This window comes from Mycobacterium sp. (assembly GCF_050701515.1).
GTDB lineage: Bacteria > Actinomycetota > Actinomycetes > Mycobacteriales > Mycobacteriaceae > Mycobacterium.
This window is the reverse complement of record NZ_JBOGDB010000083.1, coordinates 14,031-35,185: the sequence shown is the minus strand read 5'-3', so window position 1 is coordinate 35,185 and position 21,155 is coordinate 14,031. Positions and strand designations below refer to the sequence as shown.

Annotated in this window: 19 protein-coding genes; 11 read left to right on the top strand and 8 right to left on the bottom strand. The window is 67.6% G+C overall.

All coding sequences use genetic code 11. The features are described 5' to 3' along the window. Positions 1–92: 92 nt before the first annotated feature. Both ACRDU5_RS07135 and ACRDU5_RS07130 read right to left on the bottom strand, forming a co-directional pair. On the bottom strand, positions 93–542 hold the full coding sequence (locus tag ACRDU5_RS07135) for a dihydrofolate reductase family protein (protein ID WP_526613788.1): 450 nt from the start codon (positions 540–542) through the stop codon (positions 93–95). A gap of 36 nt (positions 543–578) precedes the next feature. Then, complete coding sequence (locus ACRDU5_RS07130) at positions 579–1,313, bottom strand: MBL fold metallo-hydrolase (RefSeq protein WP_526613787.1); 735 nt, start codon at positions 1,311–1,313, stop codon at positions 579–581. A 35-nt stretch (positions 1,314–1,348) separates the two neighbouring features. Here ACRDU5_RS07130 and fgd point away from each other — a divergent pair, with 35 nt between their 5' ends. The 9 genes from fgd to ACRDU5_RS07085 all read left to right on the top strand — a co-directional run bounded on the left by fgd (position 1,349) and on the right by ACRDU5_RS07085 (position 11,702). Further along, the gene (gene fgd, locus ACRDU5_RS07125) at positions 1,349–2,359 is read left to right on the top strand and encodes a glucose-6-phosphate dehydrogenase (coenzyme-F420) (RefSeq protein WP_526613786.1); all 1,011 of its coding nucleotides are present in this window, start codon (positions 1,349–1,351) and stop codon (positions 2,357–2,359) included. Position 2,360: 1 nt separating this feature from the next. Then, entirely contained in the window at positions 2,361–4,424 is a 2,064-nt protein-coding gene (gene pta / locus ACRDU5_RS07120; protein WP_526613785.1) for a phosphate acetyltransferase, read from the top strand. Next, a complete protein-coding gene (locus ACRDU5_RS07115) occupies positions 4,421–5,542 on the top strand; it encodes an acetate/propionate family kinase (protein ID WP_526613784.1) in 1,122 nt (373 codons plus the stop codon). Before pta ends, ACRDU5_RS07115 begins: the two co-directional genes overlap by 4 nt. Positions 5,543–5,650: 108 nt before the next feature. Then, positions 5,651–6,778: a flavin-containing monooxygenase gene (locus tag ACRDU5_RS07110; RefSeq protein ID WP_526613783.1), complete on the top strand. Its 1,128-nt coding sequence runs from the start codon at positions 5,651–5,653 to the stop codon at positions 6,776–6,778. 20 nt (positions 6,779–6,798) lie between these two features. Next, the gene (locus ACRDU5_RS07105; protein WP_526613782.1) at positions 6,799–8,436 is read left to right on the top strand and encodes a LuxR C-terminal-related transcriptional regulator; all 1,638 of its coding nucleotides are present in this window, start codon (positions 6,799–6,801) and stop codon (positions 8,434–8,436) included. Between the two features lie 264 nt (positions 8,437–8,700). Then, the gene (locus tag ACRDU5_RS07100; RefSeq protein WP_526613781.1) at positions 8,701–9,786 is read left to right on the top strand and encodes a hypothetical protein; all 1,086 of its coding nucleotides are present in this window, start codon (positions 8,701–8,703) and stop codon (positions 9,784–9,786) included. 14 nt (positions 9,787–9,800) lie between these two features. Then, complete coding sequence (locus tag ACRDU5_RS07095; protein WP_526613780.1) at positions 9,801–10,421, top strand: calcium-binding protein; 621 nt, start codon at positions 9,801–9,803, stop codon at positions 10,419–10,421. Between the two features lie 166 nt (positions 10,422–10,587). Further along, the gene (locus tag ACRDU5_RS07090) at positions 10,588–11,031 is read left to right on the top strand and encodes a hypothetical protein (RefSeq protein WP_526613779.1); all 444 of its coding nucleotides are present in this window, start codon (positions 10,588–10,590) and stop codon (positions 11,029–11,031) included. Positions 11,032–11,039: 8 nt separating this feature from the next. Beyond that, a complete protein-coding gene (locus ACRDU5_RS07085; protein WP_526613778.1) occupies positions 11,040–11,702 on the top strand; it encodes a DUF998 domain-containing protein in 663 nt (220 codons plus the stop codon). A 38-nt stretch (positions 11,703–11,740) separates the two neighbouring features. Here the strand turns inward: ACRDU5_RS07085 and ACRDU5_RS07080 are convergent, their stop codons facing one another. Together ACRDU5_RS07080 and ACRDU5_RS07075 are read right to left on the bottom strand one after the other, a co-directional pair. Then, positions 11,741–12,196 carry a hypothetical protein gene (locus ACRDU5_RS07080; RefSeq protein ID WP_526613777.1) on the bottom strand — a complete coding sequence of 152 codons (456 nt, stop codon included), beginning with the start codon at positions 12,194–12,196 and terminating at the stop codon, positions 11,741–11,743. A gap of 286 nt (positions 12,197–12,482) precedes the next feature. Beyond that, complete coding sequence (locus tag ACRDU5_RS07075) at positions 12,483–14,207, bottom strand: FAD-dependent monooxygenase (RefSeq protein ID WP_526613776.1); 1,725 nt, start codon at positions 14,205–14,207, stop codon at positions 12,483–12,485. Positions 14,208–14,388: 181 nt separating this feature from the next. On the opposite strand from ACRDU5_RS07075, the gene ACRDU5_RS07070 reads away from it, so the two are divergent. Beyond that, positions 14,389–15,264 (top strand): type IV toxin-antitoxin system AbiEi family antitoxin, encoded by an 876-nt coding sequence (locus ACRDU5_RS07070; RefSeq protein ID WP_526613775.1) that lies wholly within the window; start codon positions 14,389–14,391, stop codon positions 15,262–15,264. A gap of 33 nt (positions 15,265–15,297) precedes the next feature. Here the strand turns inward: ACRDU5_RS07070 and ACRDU5_RS07065 are convergent, their stop codons facing one another. Genes ACRDU5_RS07065 through glnX form a run of 3 tightly spaced genes read right to left on the bottom strand, consistent with a single transcriptional unit; the run spans position 15,298 to position 19,858 of the window. Further along, positions 15,298–17,574: a serine/threonine-protein kinase gene (locus tag ACRDU5_RS07065; RefSeq protein ID WP_526613774.1), complete on the bottom strand. Its 2,277-nt coding sequence runs from the start codon at positions 17,572–17,574 to the stop codon at positions 15,298–15,300. Next, complete coding sequence (locus tag ACRDU5_RS07060) at positions 17,574–18,539, bottom strand: glutamate ABC transporter substrate-binding protein (RefSeq protein WP_526613773.1); 966 nt, start codon at positions 18,537–18,539, stop codon at positions 17,574–17,576. Before ACRDU5_RS07060 ends, ACRDU5_RS07065 begins: the two co-directional genes overlap by 1 nt. Beyond that, positions 18,539–19,858, bottom strand: a complete 1,320-nt coding sequence (gene glnX, locus ACRDU5_RS07055; protein ID WP_526613772.1) for a protein kinase G-activating protein GlnX — start codon at positions 19,856–19,858, stop codon at positions 18,539–18,541. The genes ACRDU5_RS07060 and glnX overlap by 1 nt, the downstream gene beginning before the upstream one ends. 132 nt (positions 19,859–19,990) lie before the next feature. Here glnX and ACRDU5_RS07050 point away from each other — a divergent pair, with 132 nt between their 5' ends. After that, positions 19,991–20,497 carry an NUDIX hydrolase gene (locus ACRDU5_RS07050; protein ID WP_526613771.1) on the top strand — a complete coding sequence of 169 codons (507 nt, stop codon included), beginning with the start codon at positions 19,991–19,993 and terminating at the stop codon, positions 20,495–20,497. Here the strand turns inward: ACRDU5_RS07050 and thiE are convergent. Beyond that, positions 20,481–21,152 carry a thiamine phosphate synthase gene (gene thiE, locus ACRDU5_RS07045; protein ID WP_526613770.1) on the bottom strand — a complete coding sequence of 224 codons (672 nt, stop codon included), beginning with the start codon at positions 21,150–21,152 and terminating at the stop codon, positions 20,481–20,483. The genes ACRDU5_RS07050 and thiE overlap by 17 nt on opposite strands. Between the last annotated feature and the right edge of the window lie 3 nt (positions 21,153–21,155).

Sequence of the window (21,155 nt, the reverse complement as noted above, 5' to 3'; positions counted from 1 at the left end):
GCAGTCACGCGCGCAACACCGTTGCGCTCAGCCCACGCCGCTAGATTCATACTTTCTGTTCCTACAGCACACCACCGACAACTACCGACCACTCAACCCGCAACAGCTGGCAGCCCCTCCTCGATGAAGGCGCTGACCGTACTCGGGCCGCCGACGACATAGATGACACCACCGTCGGACTCCCGTAGTAGGCGGATGGCGTCGAGGTCCGACACCACCTGCGCCACCGGCCAGTCCAGCTGATCGGCCGTGCGGCTCAGCATGTAATGCGGTGTCCGGTTGGCGAATTCGGCGTAGCGCACCTCGTCGGCTGTGGGCGGCTGGCCGCTCCACTCCATCGGCGCCGCTGGGTCGGCTTGGATGGTGCGCCAGTAGTTCTCGTACTCGGGGTACATCATGCGGCCCAACACGCAGGCGTCGGCTTGATCGAACAAATCCCAGTCAAAGGTGTCCGCCCCGGTGCCGATGAAGTCGGTGCGCCCGCTAGGCCGCTCGGCCATCCCGTCCAGGCTCGTATGCATGGTCGAAATGATTCGTCTCATGCCCATACCGACCGGCGTCGGGCCGAGAACTCATCGCTACCGCGGGGTGGCCTGTTCTGCCGCTTCGCGGACCGGGCCGCGCCACAGCGGGCCGTGCCCCGGGGCGAGGACCTCGGTTTCCAGCATGGCCAGCGCCGCCAGACTGCGCACGCATCCCTCCTGATCGTGGTTGAACAGGGCGGGCAGCAGTTGTGGTCCGCGACGCGTCGCCACCGGATGTCCGGTCACCAGCGCGTCGCCGCTGATCAGCACACCGTCGACGACGAACGAGCAATGCCCGCTAGTGTGCCCGGGGCTCGGAATCGCCATCGGAGCGCCGGGCAGCCCGGCCGCGATGTCTGCGGTCAGTGCCTGCGCGGTCGGGATGCCGTCTCGCGTGAACGCACCTTTACGGCTGATCGCCACCGACCACTTCAGCCAGCGGGGCTGCCAGATGTGCGCCGCGACGTCGACGGGCGATGCCTGTTCGAGGTACTCGCGCTTGGCATGACCCACCTCGTCAGCGTGGCAATACACCGGTGTGCCATATGTTTTCGCGAACCAGATCGCCGATCCGAAATGGTCGATATGGGCGTGGGTCAACAGGATCGCGCGCAGGCCGTCGACGCCGAACCCCAGCTGGCGCAGCGAGTCGACCACGTCGTCGCGGCTGTCCGGGAAGCCGGCGTCAATTAGCACGACGCCGCTGCCGTCGCTGATCAGTGTCCAGTTCACCAGGTCGGTCTGTGCGAAATGCACGCTGTCGGTGATGGCCGTGAGCGCCGCTGCCATCTCGCGAGTGTAAGCAGTGGAGTAGAAACTAATGCGTGGCTGAACTGAAACTGGGATACAAGGCGTCGGCGGAACAGTTCGCGCCGCGCGAGCTGGTTGAGCTTGGCGTCGCCGCCGAAGAGCACGGCATGGACAGCGCAACGGTAAGCGACCATTTCCAGCCGTGGCGGCACGAAGGCGGCCACGCGCCCTTCTCGCTGGCCTGGATGACCGCGGTGGGCGAGCGGACCGACCGCATCGTGCTGGGCACGTCGGTGCTGACACCGACATTCCGCTACAACCCGGCGGTCATCGCCCAGGCGTTCGCGACCATGGGCTGCCTGTATCCGGACCGGATCTTCCTCGGGGTCGGCACTGGCGAGGCGCTCAACGAGATTGCCACCGGCTACGAGGGCGACTGGCCGGAGTTCAAGGAGCGGTTCGCCCGGATGCGCGAAGCGATCAAACTCATGCGCGAGCTGTGGCTGGGCGACCGCGTCGACTTCGACGGCGAGTACTACCACACCAGGGGCGCGTCCATCTACGACGTACCCGAGGGCGGGATTCCGGTCTACGTCGCCGCGGGCGGTCCGGTGGTCGCCAAGTACGCCGGCCGCGCCGGCGACGGCTTCATCTGCACCTCCGGCAAGGGTGAGGAGCTGTACAAGGACAAGCTCATCCCGGCGGTCAACGAGGGCGCAGAGGCGGCGGACCGCAACGTCGACGACATCGACAAGATGATCGAGATCAAGATCTCCTACGACACCGACCCGGATCTCGCGCTAGAGAACACCCGGTTCTGGGCGCCGCTGTCACTGACCGCCGAACAGAAGCACAGCATCGACGACCCGATCGAGATGGAAAAGGCCGCCGACGCGCTGCCGATCGAGCAGGTCGCCAAGCGCTGGATTGTCTCCTCAGACCCCGACGAAGCCGTCGAGGAGGTCGGCCAGTACGTCAAGTGGGGCCTCAATCACCTGGTGTTCCACGCGCCCGGGCACGATCAGCGTCGATTCCTCGAGCTGTTCCAGAAGGACTTGCAGCCCAGGCTCCGCCGGTTAGGCTGACGTGCCCGCGATCAGCATCTACATCGCCTCACCCGAGGGCGATACCGGCAAGTCGACGATCGCGCTCGGCATCCTGCACCGGCTGGCGGCCACCGTCGCCAAGGTCGGGGTGTTCCGGCCCATCACCCGATTGGGCGAAGAGCGGGACTACATCCTCGAACTGCTGCTGGCCCACACCACAGCCGGCATGTCCTACGAAGACTGCGTCGGGGTGAGCTATCAGCAGCTGCACGATGATCCCGACACCGCCATCGCCGACATCGTCGACCGCTTCCACGACGTGGCCGACCAGTGCGATGCCGTCGTGATCGTCGGCAGCGACTACACCGATGTGACGACCCCGAGCGAGCTGGACACCAACGCCCGCATCGCGGCCAACCTCGGCGCCCCGGTCGTACTGGCGGTGAAGGCCAAGGACCGCGCCCCCGCCGAGGTCGCTCAGGTCGTCGAACTGTGTCTTGTCGAGATCGCCGGCCAGCACGCGCACACCGCGGCGGTGGTCGCCAATCGCTGTGAGCCGTCGCAGATGGCGGCCGTCGCCGAGGCGCTGAAGAACTTTCCCCCGAAGTCGTACGTCGTGCCCGAGGAGCCACTGCTGGTCGCACCGGCGGTGGGTGACCTGCAGCGCGCCGTCGACGGAGAGGTGATCAGCGGCGACTCCGAGCTGCTGAAGCGCGAAGTGATGGGCGTGCTGGTCGCCGGCATGACCGCCGAGCATGTGCTGGAGCGCCTCACCGACGGCGTCGCGGTGATCACGCCGGGCGACCGGTCCGACGTCGTGCTTGCGGTGGTCAGCGCCCATGCGGCCGAAGGGTTTCCGTCGCTGTCCTGCATCATCCTCAACGGCGGCCTCGAGCTGCACCCGTCGGTCGCAGCGCTGGTGTCCGGCCTGGGCCAGCGCTTGCCCATCATCGCGACCACCTACGGCACGTTCGAAACGGCCAGCAGGATCGCCGCGACGCGGGGCCGTGTCACCGCGACCTCGCAGCGCAAGATCGACACCGCGATCGAGTTGATGGACACCCACGTCGACACCGTGGATCTGCTTGCACAGCTTGCGATTCCGATCCCCACAGTGGTAACACCGCAGATGTTCACCTACCAACTGCTGGACCGGGCCCGGTCGGATCGCAAGCACATCGTGCTGCCCGAGGGCGAGGACGACCGCATCCTCAAGGCTGCTGGACGCCTGCTGCAGCGCGGGGTGGCCGACCTGACCATCCTCGGTGAGGAGGCGCAGATCCGGGCCCGTGCCGCCGAACTCGGTGTGGAACTGTCGGCTGCCAAGGTGCTCAACCCGCGCACCAGCGACCTGTGCGATCGGTTCGCCGAGCAGTACACGGATTTGCGCAAGCACAAGGGGGTCACACTCGAGCAAGCCCGCGAGATCATCCACGACGTCTCGTATTTCGGCACCATGCTGGTGCACAACGACATGGTCGACGCCATGGTCTCGGGCGCGATGCACACCACCGCGCACACCGTTCGGCCCGCCTTCGAGTTCATCAAGACGCTGCCCGGAATCACCACGGTGTCCAGCGTCTTCCTGATGTGCCTGGCGGACCGGGTACTGGCCTACGGTGACTGCGCGATCGTCCCCGACCCGACGTCGGAGCAGCTGGCCGACATCGCCATCTCGTCGGCGCGCACCGCCGCGCAGTTCAGCATCGATCCTCGGGTGGCCATGCTGTCCTATTCGACCGGAACCTCGGGAAGCGGTGCCGACGTCGACAAGGTCAGGGCGGCAACCGAATTGGTGCGCCAACGGCAACCCGACCTGTTGGTGGACGGCCCCATCCAGTACGACGCCGCCGTCGATCCGACGGTGGCGGCATCCAAGATGCCCGACTCGAAGGTCGCCGGCCGGGCCACCGTGCTGATCTTCCCGGACCTCAACACCGGCAACAACACCTACAAGGCGGTACAACGCAGCGCCGGTGCCATCGCCATCGGCCCGGTGTTGCAGGGGCTGAAGAAGCCGGTCAACGATCTGTCGCGGGGCGCGTTGATCGAGGACATCGTCAACACCGTCGCGATCACCGCGATCCAGGCGCAGACTTTATGACCCGCAGCGTTCTCGTTCTCAACTCGGGATCGTCGTCCGTGAAATACGCTGTGGTCGAGCCGGATTCGGGTGACATGGTGGCCGACGGGATTGTCGAGCGGATTGGCGAAGGAGAGGTTCCCGACCACGCTGCGGCAATGCAGGTTGTGTTTGACGACTTGGCCGACGACATGGTTGGGGTGGTCGCGGTGGGCCACCGCGTCGTGCACGGCGGGCCGGACCTCTATGCGCCGACGCTGGTCGATGACGCGTTGATCGCAAAGCTGGAGGATCTGGCGCCGCTGGCGCCGCTGCACAACCCTCCCGCCCTGCTTGGCATCCGGGTGGCCCGTAAGGCGCTGCCGGACCTGCCGCACATCGCGGTATTCGACACCGCGTTCTTCCACGACCTGCCGCCCGCCGCGGTGACCTACGCAATCGACCGGGATGTGGCGCGACAGTGGAGCATTCGGCGTTATGGGTTTCACGGCACCTCGCACGAGTACGTCAGCGAGCAGGCGGCGACGTTCCTGGGGGCGCCCCTGGAGTCGTTGAGCCAGATCGTGCTGCACCTGGGCAACGGCGCCTCGGCCTCGGCGATCGTCGGCGGTAAGCCGGTCGACACGTCGATGGGGCTAACTCCGATCGAGGGCTTGGTGATGGGCACTCGCTCCGGCGACATCGACCCGGGCGTCATCACGTATCTGTGGCGCACCGCCGAGATGAGCGTCGAGGACATCGAGTCGATGCTCAACCGCCGCTCCGGTGTGCTTGGACTCGGTGGCGAGGTCGACTTCCGGGTGCTGCACAAGCGCATCGAATCCGGCGACGAGGCTGCGCAATTGGCCTACGACGTCTACATTCACCGTCTGCGCAAGTACATTGGGGCGTACCTCGCGGTGCTCGGCAACACCGATGTCATCACCTTCACCGCCGGGGTGGGCGAGAACGACGCGGCCGTCCGCCGCGATGCGCTATCCGGCATGACGGCACTGGGCATCGAGCTCGACGAGCGCCTCAACGAAAGCCCCGCAAAGGACGCGCGGCGCATCTCGGCCGACAAGTCGCCGACGACGGTGCTGGTGATCCCGACCGACGAGGAACTCGCGATCGCCCGCGACTGCTTGCGGGTGATCTAGCGGGGGCAAGATCGCGATGTGAATGCGACATATCACCCAGCTCGCACCGTTGCGGATGGGTCATCCGCCCGACGCGGCGCAGGGCCTGAGGTTGGCAGCATAGCCGACATGACCACACAGCACATCGAGACGCTGATCATCGGGGCGGGGCAGGCCGGCCTGGCCACCGGGTATTACCTGCGGCGGATGGGCCGGCCGGTCCTGATCGTCGACGCGAACGAGCGAATCGGCGACAACTGGCGCCAGCATTACGACTCGCTGCGCCTCTACTCGCCGGCAAAGTACGACGGGCTGCCGGGCATGGCGTTTCCGGCACGGGACCGGTGGAGCTACCCGGGCCGAGACGAGGTGGCCGAGTTCCTCGAGCGGTATGCGCTCGAGTGGGATCTGCCGGTGCGGCTGAGCACGCGCGTCGACCGGCTGGCCACGCGGCCCGGCGGCGGCTACGCGGCCTTCATCGGAGACGACACCGTCACCTGCGACAACGTCGTCGTCGCAACCGGGACATTCGGTCGTACGCCCGATGTTCCCGACTTCGCCACGGAGCTGGACGCGGCCATCCACCAACTGCATTCCAGCGAGTATCGGCGCCCCGAGCAATTGCAGCCGGGCGCAGTGCTGGTGGTGGGCGCGTCCCACTCCGGCGCCGATATCGCATACGAAGCCGCGCTGACGCACCCGACGATCCTGTGTGGGCGTGACTGCGGGCAGATCCCGGTGCGGTGGAACTCGAGACGGATCCGCATAGCCTTACCAGTCTTGGTGTTCGCGTGGCGCCACGTCCTCACCAGGCGTACGCCTGTTGGCCGAAAGGCGATGACACACATCCGTTTTCACGGCGGACCGATGGCTCGGGTGAAACGCGACGATCTTGCGGCCCGTGGCGTGCAGCGCCACACCGCCCGGGTCTGCGGCGTGACCGACGGGCGGCCGGTGCTGGCCGACGGCACCGTGCTGGACGTTCGAAATGTCATCTGGTGCACCGGGTTCAAGCAGGTCTTCGACTGGATCGAGGTGCCGATCTTCGGCGCGGACGGGTGGCCGCGGGAATACCGCGGTGTGTGCGACGAGGCGCCCGGGTTGTTCTTCTGCGGGTTGAGCTTCCAGTACTCGTTCAGCTCGATGGTGTTGCCGGGTGTGGGCCGCGACGCGGAGCACGTCGCGCGCAAGATCGCTGCCCGGGCGTCCGACCGGAGTCGCGGTTTGAGGTCAGCCGAGGCGCCCACCAGCGCGTAGTCTCCTTGTGGGGTGATGCTGTGGGTGTCGTCGACGACCTGGTCCGGGCACGCGAGGCGTACGAGCGTCGCGAGTGGGTGGCGGCCTATGAGGCCATGTCCGGTCTGGGTTCCGGCCCGGCGGCACGCGCACTGGACGGCGACGATTTCGCTCGCCTGGCCACGGCCGCGTATCTGACCGGCCGGAAGAACGACTGCATCCAGGCGCTGCAGCGCGCCTACCAGATCCATCTGGACGCCGGCGAACCCCTGGCTGCGGTTCGGTGCGCGTTCTGGCTGGCCCTGGTGCTGTCGACCACCGGAGAACCAGTGGTCGGTGGTGGCTGGGTGGCCCGGGCACAGCGGCTGCTCGACGACATTTCGGGCGACGTGGTCGAGCGCGGCTACGTGCTGATCCACCTGATGTTCCGGCACATCGCCGCCGGCGAGTTCGCACCCGCCCATGAGTGCGCCGTCGAGATCACCGACTATGGCCGACGCTTCAACGATTCCGACCTGGAGGCCATGGGCATCGCCTCCCAGGGCCGGCTAGCGATGTACGGCGGGCGGGTCCCCGAGGGGCTGGCGCTGCTGGACGAGGCGATGGCGTGCATCGCGACCGGCGCCGTGTCGCCGATCTTCGCCGGCCACGTCTACTGCTCGATGATCGAGGCGTGCCAAGAGATCTCCGACTTCGGCCGGGCCGCCGAATGGACAACCGCGTTGACCGGTTGGTGCGATGACCAGCCGGGCCTGGTCCCGTTCACCGGCCAGTGCGCGGTGCACCGTGGCCAGATCATGCGGCTGCGGGGCGCATATGACGAGGCCCTTGAGGAATTCGCCACCGCGGCCCAGCGGTATGTCGCGGCGGACACCACCTCGGCCGCCGGGCTTGCCATCGCTGAACGCGGCGACGTGCTGCGCATCCGCGGAGAGTTCGATGCGGCGGAGGCGGCCTACACCGAGGCGCTCGGTTATGGCCACGAGGCGCAGCCGGGTCTGGCGCTGCTGTTGCTGGCCCGGGGCCGCATCCCCGCCGCGGTCAGCGCCGTCAAGCGGCTGCTGGCCGAGCCTCGCGACCCCGTACACCGTTCCCAGCTGCTGCCCGCGGCGGTGGAGATTCTGCTGGCCGCCCCCGAGACGGACCAGGCGGCCGAGGTGAGCGCGGAGCTGGCCGAGATCGCCACGAGGTTCGGCTGCGCGGCGTTGCGTGCAATGGCGAGCCGCGCGGCCGGTCACGTCGCACTGACCCGCGACGATGATGCCGGCGCCACTACCGAACTGCGCGATGCGGCTCGGCTCTGGCACGAGCTCGGCGCGCCATACGAAGCCGCCCGCAGTGCGGTGCTGCTCGGCCGGGCGCTGCGGGCCGTCGGGGACGAGGACTCGGCAGTCGCCGAGTTAGCCGGAGCCCATCGGATCTTCACGGCGCTGGGCGCCGGACCCGCCGAGCGCGAGGCCGCGGACCTGCTGCGGCCGTCTGCGCCAGGCGGATTGAGCGCGCGGGAGATCGAGGTGCTGCGACTGGTCGCCGCGGGAAAGACCAACCCGGAGATCGCCGCCGCGCTGTTTCTCAGCGAGAAGACCGTCGCCCGGCATCTGTCCAACATCTTCGCCAAGATCGACGTCACCTCCCGCACCGGCGCCGCCGCGTTCGCCTTCGAGCACCGGCTGGTCTGACCCGCGCCCGCCGTGGCCCGGATTACCCGTCCGACCAATCGCAGGAATGGGTAAAGCGCCCGATGAGGGGGCCGCGGTGTTGCTCGAACATGAGAACTCCGGAAAGGAGTCGTCATGTATAAAGCCGCCCGTCCTTATGCAACAGCAGGTGTCGCTCTGGTCGGGGCCAGCGTCATCGCCGTCACTCCGATCGCAGCGCCGCGGCCGGAGTTACAAGTCCCCAACCCACCGGTTCAGCTTGCCGCACTGGTGAATCCCATCGAAGTGTTCGGCCCGATCTTCGGGCAGGCCGTCGAGAATGCGGGAGTTCTGGGTGAGCAGGTGCTCGCGAACCCCGCGCCCATTCTGACGCAGATCCTCGCCAACCAGATCAGCGGCGGGACCACTCTCGCCGGGGCGCTGCAGACCTTTGTCAATAACTTCGGTGAAGTGTTGGCGCTCGCGCCTGAGCAGATCAATACCGCGACTCGGCAGCTCGCGGCGGGCGACATCACCGGCGCTCTGAGCACCATCTCGCAAATCGTGTTTGACGTGATTGGACCAAGTCTTGGGAACCTCGCGGTCCTGGGCGACGTCATCGACGTCGTTGGGCAACCGGGGCGGAATCTGCTCAATGTGATCGCTGCGGTCCCAGACCTCGTAAGGGCTACCGGACGTCCGACTGTTAATGCAGTGCAGAACATCCAACTTGCAGTCGGACGGGGTGTCGAAGACCTGATCGCCGCTGTGGGCGCCGGCGACCCGGAAGCCTTCGCGAACGCCATTATCAATGGTTCGGCGGGCCTCACGCGGGCGGTGCTCCAAGCAGTTCTCGATCCGGATATCGCCCCTCTTGACGTGGGTGGTCTTCTTAGCGGGCTACTGCAAGCACGCGACGTGATCGCGGGTGCGGTCACGCCGCACCCGCAGGCCCCGATATCGGCTCCACCAACCAGCGGGACTACCACGATGACCTTGCCGACTCCGCCGGTAGCCGAGAAAGTCGATGCGCCGACGCCTCGGGCAACCGCTACACCCCCGGCCCGCATCGACGGTGAGACGGCCCACGACGGAATCGGATCGCACGATGCGACAGCCGAGCGGGACGCCACAAGCGAGGACGACGCGGCAGACGGCACGTCCAAAGCAGTTGTCGACCTCACGAAAGGCAACAAGGTGGAGCCCGCCAAGACGGGCACCACCGTCCGCCGGCCTGGCCAGGGTGTACGGGCCGCGGTCGAGGGCGTCGGCGACACGTTCAGGAAGGTCACCGACGGATTCAAGAGGGCAGTCGACAGCATCAGTGGCCGCCGCAACACCGGCAGCGGCGAGGGTGCTGGCAGCCGATCCGCCGGGAAAACCGCGCAATGACAAAGGAGTTCGCCGTGAACCACAACCCGGCCAAGGACCGCCACGAAACCAAGGGAGACAACACCATGCAACGTTCCCGTCTTGGATCCGTCATCGCCACCGGCGCCATCACGGTCGGCGCGATGTTCACACTGACCGCACCCGCCAACGCCTATCCCGAGCAGTGCACGATCACCGGCACCGAAGGCGACGACGTCCTGCGCGGCACCAACGGCGCTGACCGCATCTGCGGCCTCGGCGGTAACGACAGCCTGCGTGGATTCGGCGGCGACGACCTGCTCGATGGCGGTGCCGGCGCCGACACAATGTCCGGCGGCCCCGGGAACGACGCCCTGCACGGCGGCAACGAAGACGACGCCGCCGACAAACTCTATGCGGACACCGGCAACGACTTCCTCTACGGCTACGGCGGCCGCGACGTGCTCTACGGCCTCGCTGGCAATGACTTCATCCAGGACTTCGAGGGCAATAACTATGTGTCGGGCGCGGACGGCGATGACATCCTGAGGGGGGAAGGCATCCTCGTCGGCGGCCCGGGCGACGACGCCTTGACGGGGCCAGGCCCCCTCCACGGCGGTGACGGACGCGACATGTGCAATGACGCGCGTTGTGAAGAAGTGCGTGATCACCGGTGACGTCGACACCGCAACACCTGAAGGGCCCGCTCGGCCAGCCCCAACGGCTGAATCCATGCAGCCGTGCCCGGTTTACCCATCCGACCCAACACAGGAATGGACAGATCGCCCGATGAGTAGGCCGCCGTTGTTGCTCGACCATCAGAACTCTGGAAAGGAGTTCGCCATGAACTACAGCGCACCCACAGTCCGCGTGATGTATCGCGTTGGCGCAGTAGGGGTCACAGCCGCCGCTCTCGTCGGGGGACTCTTGGCCGGCTCGGCCACCGCGAATGCAATCATTGTTTTCGGAAACGCCAGTGTGAGCACAGCCGGGCTTAAGATCACCGTCGTATTCAACGACATCTTCAGCATTACTCCGCTGCCCGGAAATCAGGTGTTCTGCGCCCTCGCAGTTGACAGAGCAGTTGCCTTCGACAACGCCGATTACGTTCCCAATGGGGGAAGTAAGACATTCTCCGACGTCTTCTCGCGCGGTGAGCACCGAGTCGAATCGACTTGTCGTGACGCGACTGGTACTCATCAGCTCGATTCGCGAACCGTGTTCTTGCGCGGGCCTTTAGGTCCGGCTCCGCCAGTCCCGGATGACCCGCTCGAGGCTATCGAGTAGGCGTGCCCATGAGCACCAATGTCCAATCCGCGCAGGCATTCCGGACCGCTCGGGTCAGCGCGCTGGCCGGGATCTGGGGGCCGATCGTCTTCTCGCTCGCGTTCACAGTCCAGGGCCTGTTGCGGCGGGCCGAATACGACCCGATCGCCGAACCGGTCAGCGCGTTGGAGGCCGGGCCGAACGGCTGGATTCAGCAGGTCAACTTCGTGGCGTTCGGCCTGGCGCTGTTGGTATTCGCGGTCGGGCTCAACCGCGCCATCGCGACCGCACGCCTTCGCGCGGTGAGCGCAGTGTTGTTGCTGCTCACCGGAATCGGGCTGCTGCTCGCGGCGGCGCTGCCGCTGCGGGAGGATGCCGCCGGCGCCACCTACGACCCGGGCGGGCACTTCGTCTCGGGTGTGATGTTCTTCCTGAGCAGCGCGCTGGCGCTGATCGTGCTGTCGGTGCGGATGCGTGGGGACGCGCACTGGCGCAACCTCGCGAACTACACCCTGGCCGCCGGTTGCGCCGCGGTGGTGTGCTTTGTTCTGCTCGGCCGGTTCGCCATTCCCGACGGCGCGCCCCTGCACGATTACGCCGGCCTGGTTCAGCGCGCCACGCTTCTGCTGGTGACGTTCCCGTGCTTCGTCGCTGCGGGCCTGCGACTGCTCCGGCTGAGTCGCCAGTGCTAAACCCTCAGTCAACCAAGAGTCGGTGACGGCGGTGGCGGCTAACTGTCCCGACACCCCGCGGCCTCGAATCGGAACGGGCATGCGGGGCCGCCCGAGTGGTGGGGCGGCTGGTCCGGACGCCGTTGCGGGCGAAGATCGTTGAAGCCACAGCTCATCAAGGGCGTCCCGCTTATTCGGCCAGAACTCGCCGACAGCTGCTCGCCGCGACCATCACCCCAACCCTGCGGCCCGGCACCGCGAACGGTCGCCAATGCGCGCCGGAGCATCGCGCTGGCCTCGACCAATCGGCCGCGAAACACCAGCAGCCTGCCCTGCGTGACAATGTCCTGGGCCTGCGGCTCTCCCGCCGCCATCGCCATGGGCTGCTGGCAGATCGCGTCCGCTCCGGCGAAGTCACCCTCGGAGATCTTCGCGGCCACCTGCCCGTAGCCGATGGTGAAGCGTCGCCGACCCGAACTGCACAGCTCCGCTGCTCGGCGCCCCTGCCGCGCCACGCACACCAACTCCGCGAACCGCCCCTCGACCGCAAACGCTTGGGTCCTTATCTGTTTTGGGGACCCCCGTAAAGATGGGATCCGTTGAGTTGTTTCGTGTTGTTTGGCCTCGTTCGGGGCATGTCCCTTGTGGCGGTGGACCGCAGTCGGGGTCGAGGTGGACCGCCCGCAGCGAAGCGAGGACGAACGACCTCGAGGCCGGATGATTCCCAGCCCGACCGCGAGAGTCAAACCGCCTACCGACGCAACCCCGTTTGCCGAACTCATCGTCGTACCCCCTCGATCATCACGCCGGCTGCCGAGCTGCGGCAGTGAAGATGCCGTGCAGATGGCGCAACAATGCCTGCAGGCTCGGCGGCTGGGCACGGAAGCCGATGTAGCCGTCGGGCCGGATCAGCACGAGGCATTCGCCGCGCGCGCCGTAGCGGTTGTGCAGCGCCTGACTCGGGTCGAAGATCATCGGGCCGTCCCAGTCCAACCCGGCCGGCGCGCGCTCGGCCGGCACGACGAGGTGCGGATCTAGCGGCGCGATGTTGACCTCACGGATCCGGCGGGCGATCGCGCTCGCGGTGGCCAGCGTCTCGGCGTGTGGCTGCTCGCAGCCCAGGAAGTACAGCAGCACGTGCTCGGCGCCGGCGAGCACCTCGAACAGGCGCCGGGCATTGCCGTCGCTGTCGCGGATCTCGAGCGCGTCGGGTGCGCGGTCGCCGGCGCGCGGGCCGCGGGCAAAGCTGGTCCAGGCGGCCAGTTGGCTGCCGTGATCGCTCAGTCCGGCCCGCGGCAGCGGCGCGCCGGATTCCTCGCCGACGATCGGGCTGCCGCGGTAACCCCACGTGGTCTGCGACTGGTCGCGGTATATGCGGTCGGTGACGCTGTCGAAGTTGGTGAGCACCGACAGCAGGTGGTTGCGCAGCTCCTTGGCAACCGGATGCCGCAGGCTCGACATCAGATGCTGCCGGTTGGAGACGCTGAACAAGTTGCGCACCACGGCCTCGCGCTCAAAGTTGTAGCTTTCGATCAGCTGCGGGTCCGCGGCTCCGGCGAGTACCAGGGCCAGCTTCCAGCCCAGGTTGTATGCGTCCTGGATGCCGGTGTTCATCCCGACCCCGCCGACCGGGCTCGACAGGTGCGCGGCGTCGCCGGCCAGGATCAGCCGCCCGTGCACCCGCCGCGTCACCCGGCGCTGATGAACCCGGTAGATGGTCAGCCAGGTCGGCTCGCTCAGCCGCGCCGGCACTGCGCTGTTGCGGTCGAAGAAGTCCTGCAGCTCGGCGAGCGTCGGCTGCTCGCCGTTGCGGCTGGGCGCGCCCGGCTCGATCGGCAGCGGCCCGCCGACCTGCCACCGGTTGTGCGGCAGCGGCTGGCAGGTGAGTTCGGTCAAGCCGTTCCGGCGGCCGGACAGGAATCCGTACTGCTCGTCGGGCGTCATATCCCAGTCGATCTTGACGTCGCCGAGGATCCACTCCTCCGGATAGGTCTTGCCCTCCAGCGTGGCGCCGGTCACCTCGCGGACCGTGCTATGGGCGCCGTCGCAACCGATGACCCAGTCGGCGCCGATCTGATCGACGCCCCGCGGGCCCCGCACCGTCGCGACCGCACCGTCGCCGTAGGCGTCGACGGCCTCCACCCGCGAGCCCCACTCGACGCCGCCGCCGAGGCTGGCGAGCAGTTCCCCGAGCAGCCGCTCGGTGTGCACCTGGCCGCAGACCAGCTTGTACGGGAACGGGGCGTCGAGGTCGTCGTAGGCCATGTGCAACACGCGTTGGCCCTCGGCGTACATCGTCAGCCCGTACAGGCGCACGCCCAGCTCCTCGGCCCGCTCGCGCAGACCCATGTCCTCGAACACCTCGAGCGTGCGCGATTGCAGCTCGCTGGCCTTGACCTTCGTCGACGGGCCGTCGGCCGCGCTCACAATCCGGAAAGGCGCACCCCGCCGCGCCAGCTCGCATGCCAGCGTCAGGCCGGTCGGCCCGGCACCGACGATCAACGCCCCGGTTCCGTTCGTCATCATGCTGTCAGCCTGACGATCGCGCGGGCCGCGGGCATCGGGGAGCGGGTACGGACATTTACTTACGTACAGCCCGCGGCGGCGCCGTCGAGCGTGCGTTGACGGCGTCGAGTGTGCGCGCACGCGGCGCGCCCAGGACGCACACCCCGGCTGAGCTGTCGGTGCCGCGTGCGATTCTGCCGACGTGTGGGGGGAGCCATTCATCGGTAGCGAGGCGTTGGCCCGCGGCGCGCTGAACCGTCATCAACTGCGGACGCAATACCGTGCGGAGTTTCCGGATGTATATGTGCCCAAGCTCGCCCGGCCGTCGTTGCAACATCGAACGGTCGCCGCCTGGCTGTGGTCGCGTCGTCAGGCAACGATCGCCGGCCTGGCGGCGGCGGCGCTGCATGGCGCCAAGTGGATCGACGACGACGTCCCGGTGGAGCTGATGCATGCGAACGGACGCGCGCCGCACGGGATCGTCACGCGCCGTGACGTCTTGCTCGACGGCGAGGTTCAGATGTTGGCCGGCCGCGACGTCACCACCCCCGAGCGCACCGCGTTTGACATCGGCAGGCGCGGATCGGTCATGTCGGCGGTTGCGCGGCTCGACGCGCTCGCACGGGCGACGGGTTTCAAGGTCGACGATGTCGCCCGGCTGGCGAGTCGCCATCGCGGCGCTCGAGGGTTACGGCACTTGGAGACGGCGCTGGACCTCGTCGACGCCGGTGCGCAATCGCCGAAAGAGACGTGGGTCCGACTCGTCTTGATTCAGGCCGGCTATCCACGGCCTCAAACACAGATTCCGGTACTCGGGCCGGACGGGCTGCCGATCTACTACCTCGACATGGGTTGGGAAGACCTGATGCTCGCTGTCGAATATGAGGGCAGTCACCACCAGACCGACCGAACGCGCTACGTCAAAGACATCCACCGGCTGGAGACGGTGGAGCACTACAGGAGATGGCTCATTGTGAGAGTGGTGGCCGAGGATCGCCGCGCCGATGTTGTGCGTCGTGTGGGTCGCGCGTTCGATCTGCGGACATCGAGCGTGCGCACAGGGCGGGATTTTCGATGAATTGCCGCCGTCAGCGCACACTGAGCGCCCAGGTCAGAAGGTGCTTGTCGGGCGCACGCTGTTGGCGAGATCGACCAGCGAATAGCGGTGCGCCTGCGTCGGCGCCACCCGCGCCAGCCCCCGCAGCGACGCCTCCACTCCGAGCTGCAGGCCGTGCTCGGTGAACGGAAAGCCGAGAATGTGGTTGGTGCTGGCGGTGTGATCGGCCAGCCAGTCCATCGCGGTGCCCAGCACCAGCGCGCGGATCTGCAACACCCGCGGCTCGGTGTCGGGCAGCGCCTCGACGCGGCGGGCGGCGTCACGAATGTGCTGCTCGGTGATTTCGTTCATCGAGCGACCGGACAGCAGCGTCACCGCGCTGGTAAGCCGTGCGGTGGTGAAATGCCTTGAGGTGGCAGGGACTTCGTCTAGTGTGTGCACCGCGCTGTCGCGGTCACCCACTGCCGACTTCGCGCGGGCCAGGCCGAATCCAGCGGAGATCACCCCGTTGTCGGTGCTCCACACCGTGTTGTAGAACTTGCGTTCGTCGGCTTCTGTGACATCCGAGCCGGCCAGCTCAGCCGTCGCCGCCAGCGCGAGCTTGGGAGCCAGCTCGCCGGGCAGCGTGTCCAGCACCTCGTTGAAATGCTTTGAGGCCGACTCATAGTCGGCGGTCAGCATCTCGGACACGGCGCGGAACCAGACCAGCCGCCAACGCCATCCCACCCGGCCGGCCAGGTCGTCCAGCTTGCGGGTGGCCTTGGCGACGTCGCCGAGATCCAGCAGGGCACGTACCTCCATCAACGGCAGTTCGACCGACTCCGACAGGTCGATGCCCTCGGAATCCAATGTCCCGTGCCGCGCGGCACGCAGCGAGTCCAGTGTTTGCACCGGTTGACTCAGCACAATCGCCGACAGCACCGTGGCGCCGACGTCGGTCGGATCGACCAGCGGCACCTGTAAGGCTTTCGCGATCTCCTGTGCCGTCAACTTTTCCGAGTGCACCTGCCCGTCGCGATACACGTCGGTGTGCGCGACGAGCAGGTCCACCCCGAACGTCGAACGCGAGCGGCTGAACACCGTCGACAGGCCGGGCCGCGGGGTACCGCTGTCCTGGGCGACCACCTCGCGAAGTACACCGAGCAGCTGGCCGGTCATCTCCTCGGCGCTGCCGAACCGCCGGCGCGGATCGGGGTCGATGGCGCGGCGCAGCACCCTGCCGAACGAGTCGTACTCGGTCAGCACCGGATCGTCTTCGGGCAGTCCTTCGACGTAACGGCCCTTGCGGGTGCGCAAGTCCAGCGTCAACGCCGCCAGCGTGCGGCCCATCGAGTAGATATCGGTGGCGATCGTCGGCCCGGTCCGCACGATCTCGGGCGCCTGGTAACCCGGGGTGCCGTACAGGTATCCGAACGAGTTGATCCGCGACACCGCGCCGAGGTCGATGAGCTTGAGCTGCGCCTCGGTGAGCATGATGTTCTCGGGCTTGAGATCGTTGTAGGCCAGGCCCAGGGAGTGCAGATAACCCAGCGCGGGCAGGATCTCGAGCATGTAGCCGATGCCCTCGGCGACCGGTAGCCTGTCGCCCCTGGCCTGCCTGAGCGACGTTCCGCCGACGTACTCCATCACGATGTAGCCGACCGGGTTGCCGTGCTTGTCGGGGTGCTCGACGAAGTTGTAGATCTTCACGATCCCCGGGTGCGTCACCTCGGCGAGGAACTGCCGCTCGGCCATCGCGATCTTCTGGGCCTCGGCGTCACCGGAATGCACCAGACCCTTGAGCACGACGGGCCGTTCGTTGACGTTGTGGTCGAAGGCCAGGTACACCCAGCCCAGCCCGCCGTGAGCGATGCAGCCCTTTATCTCGTACTGGTCGGCGACCATATCGCCGGGAATCAGCTGCGGCAGGAACGAATACGCGCTGCCGCAGTGTGGACACCAGCCCTCCGACAGCGCCCTGCCGTCGGCCGAGGACCTGCCGACCGGGCGGCCGCAGTTCCAGCAGAACCGCTTGGATTCGGCCACCACCGGGTTCGTCATCAACGCGGCCAGCGGATCGATCTCGGGCACCCGCGGGATCTCCACCAGGCCGCCGCCCAGACGGCGGCTCGGCGACAGCATCCGCGTCACCATCGTCGCGTGGTCTTCGGGCTCGGTATCGGCGGTGCCGACCGAGATGGAATCGGAGTCATCGAAATGCGGCCGGAACACCGCCTGGGTGGCCATCGGCCGCATCGTCGACACGGAATCCATGTCGAGGTCGTCGAGGCTCGCCGGCTGCGTGCCGGGACCGACGTCTTCTTCCTCGTGTCTGTCTTCTGGGATAGCCATCAGTCCCTGTACCTCGCGACTGGGGGCGCCGGCGGGGGACCCAGTACCGTTAACCACTTGCGGTACAACGTGTTCCACGTGCCGTCCCGACGGATGCGGTCCAGCGTGCCATTGACAAAGCGCACCAGTCCGGTGTTGGCGAGGTTGATGCCGATGCCGTAGGGCTCCTTGTTCATGCTGGGGCCGACGATGTGCAGATACGGATCCTGGGACACCAGCCCGGCCAGGATGGAGTCGTCGGTGCTGACCGAGTCGACCTGTCGCTGCTGCAACGCGACCAGGCAGTCCGCCCAGGTCACCACGGCGACGATGATCGGGGAGGGGCTGATCTGCTGGATCCGCCGCAGCGACGTGGTGCCGTCGACGACGCAGACCCGCTTGCCGGACAGGTCGCTCGCCTGGGCGATTGTCGAGTCGCGCGGCGCCAGGATCCGCTGGTTGGCCGACAGGTAGACCGTCGAGAAGTTGACCAGCTTCTTGCGTTCACAGGTGATGCTCATGGTCTTGACGACCACGTCCACCTGGTTGTTCTGCAGCGCGGCGATGCGATCGGCCGACGACAAGATGCGGTACTCGACCTGGGACGGGGTGCCGAAGATATCGCGGGCCACCTCGCCGGCGATGTCGACGTCGAAACCGGTGATCTCCCCGGTGATCGGATCGCGGAAGCTGAACAGGTTGCTGCCGATGTCGAGGCCCACGATCAGCCGGCCGCGCGCGCGGATTTTGCCGACGGCCGCGTCGGCCTGGGCTCGGTCCGGAAACGGTCGCAGGCTCGCGGTCAGGTCGCAGTCGTCGTCGGAAGGCGTCGGCACCCGCGCGTGCTCCGGCGGCAGCTCCTCCATGCCGGCCGGGGTGGGCGGCGCCAGCGACAGGGTCGGCAGCGGCGTCACCGACTCGGCGCGGCCGCAAGCGGCCAGCACCGTCACCGCGGTGAGCAGCGCACACAACAGCCGGATTCTCATCAGCGGAACTCGCTCAGTCGTGGCCACAGTCCCAGCGCGACCGCGACCGCGGCCGCGCCGGCCAGCACGGCGGCCCCTACCGTCGCGCCGGACAGCACCCGGCGGGCGTCGAGAATGTCGTTGCGCAACTGGCTGCGGCTCTCCTCGATGCCCTTATCCAACGCCGCGTCGAGCCGGTCGAAGGCCGGCGTGGAGTCGTCCTCGCCGCGGCCCAGCGCGACCTGGGTGGCGGCCTGATAGTTGCCCACCGCGATGTAGGCGTTGATCCGGTCGTCGGCCGCTCGCCATCGGGTCAGCAACTGCTCGGCATCGCGCAGGTCGGTCTTGTCGATCGCGTCGTCGCGGGCCAGGTAGTCACTCAGTTGCTGCTGCATCATGTCGATGCGTTGGTAATAAGACTGCTTGCGGACGTCTTCGTCGCCGCGCCGGATCAGCGACAGCGTTTCGTCGGCGCGGGCTTGCTGCGCGGTGATCGCGAGGTTGGTGACGGTCTTGAGGGACTCCGCCGCGGTGTCTTTCGCGCTGCGGCTGTCACCGGTTGAGATCACCAATGCCGTGCCGATCCATATCAACATGATCAGCACGGCCAGGCCGCCGGCGACCAGACCGATGTTCACCCGGCGGCGGGTGCGACGGGCCAGCCAGCGGTTTGCGAACGCGCCGAACAACAGCGTCGCCAGCACCACCAGAATGACCGGCGCCGGGATGCGGGTGGACGCCGTGGTCTCGCTGTCCACTCGCGCCGAGGTTTCCTCGTAGAGCCGCTGCGCGTCGGGCAGGATGGTCTCCTGCATCAGCGAGGACGCCTCGGACAGGTACGAGGACCCGACCGGATTTCCGGCGCGGCTGTTGGTGCGCGCGATCTCGATCAGCCCGGTGTAGACCGCCAGATGGGCGTTGATCCGGCCCAGCAGCGCTACCAGCCCCTGGTCGGTCAGTCCGCTCGATGCCCGGGTGACGGCAACCGCGGCATCGGTGATGGCCTGCTCATAGCGCTGGCGGACGTCGCGTGGTTCGACGCCCGCGATGAAGGCCGTCGCCGCTGCGGCGTCGGCGACCGACAGCGTCGTGTAGAGCTGCCCGGCCGCGAACGCCAACGGCTCGGTGTGGTCGAGCACGGTGGTCAATGCCTGCTGGCGCTCGTTGATGGTGGTGGAGGTGGCAAACGCGCTGGCGATGACGAGCGCGGACAGCACCAGACCGATGGTCAGGATCCGGCCAGGGGTTGTCCACAGGAACCACCAGCGCGGATGCGCCGGTGTCGTCGGCGACCGGGACGCGAGGGGCTCGGTCGACGGGTGCGCCAATTCCACGGTCACCTGTGCGCGGACCTCATCTTTCCGGCTACTTCCTCTGTCCGAACTATATAAAAGAATTCTAAGAGCTGTTGGTAGGCATTGCGTGCATTCGAGGTCGGCGACTTGCCGCCGGTGTTCCCTATTGTTGAACGCGTGCGAGGCGACGGCGACGGCTGGGTGGTGTCCCACACCGGCGCCCGCTTCTGGGGTCGGCACGGCGCGGCCGGTCTGCTGCTGCGCGCACCCCGCTCCGATGGAACTCCCGCGGTGCTGTTGCAGCATCGGGCGCCGTGGAGCCACCAGGGCGGAACCTGGGGTCTGCCCGGCGGCGCCCGCGACAGCCATGAGACCGCCGAGCAGGCCGCCGTCCGCGAGGCCCACGAGGAGGCCGGGCTGCCCGCCGATCGGCTGACGGTGCGTACCGCGGTCATCACCGCTGAGGTTTCCGGGCCGAGCGGCGCGCACTGGACCTACACCACCGTGATCGCCGACGCGCCGGAGTTGCTCGAGACGGTTGCCAACCGGGAGAGCTCCGAGCTGCGCTGGGTGGCCGAGGAAGAAGTGGCTGCGCTGACGCTGCATCCCGGCTTCGCGGCCAGCTGGGCGCGGCTACGTGCGGTGGCGGCGTCGGTTCCGCTGCTGGTCAATCGCGGCTTGTAAGTGCGGTTTTCAGCCGTTGCGCCGCATCCCGCGGATCGTCGGCGGAGGTGATCGCCCGCACCACGACGATGCGGCGCGCGCCCGCGGCGAGCACTTCTGGCAGCCGCTGGGCGTCGATGCCGCCGATCGCGAACCACGGCTTGTCCGTGTTCAATTCGGCGGCCGCCTCAACCAATCCCAGACCCGGGGACACCCGGCCCGGTTTCGTCGGGGTCGGCCAGCACGGTCCCACGCAGAAGTAGTCCACCGGCTCGGCCACCGCGGCGGCGACCTGGTCGCGGTCGTGGGTGGACCGGCCGATCAGTGTTTCCGGTCCGACGATGTCGCGGGCGATCGGCAGGGGCAGGTCGTCCTGGCCGAGATGCAACACGTCGGCGCCGGCCGCTACCGCGATGTCGGCTCGGTCGTTCACCGCCAGCAACGCGTGGTGCCGCCGGGCCGCCTCGGCGAGCACCTCGAGGGCGGCCAGCTCCTCGCGCGCCTCCAGCGGTCCGAAGCGGTGCTCGCCGGGCGATCCCTTGTCGCGCAGCTGGACGATGTCCACCCCGCCGGCCAGCGCCGCGTCGGCGAATACGGCCAGGTCACCACGCTCTCGACGGGCGTCGGTGCACAAGTACAGCGACGCCGTCGCGAGCCGATCGAAGCGTTGACGCACACC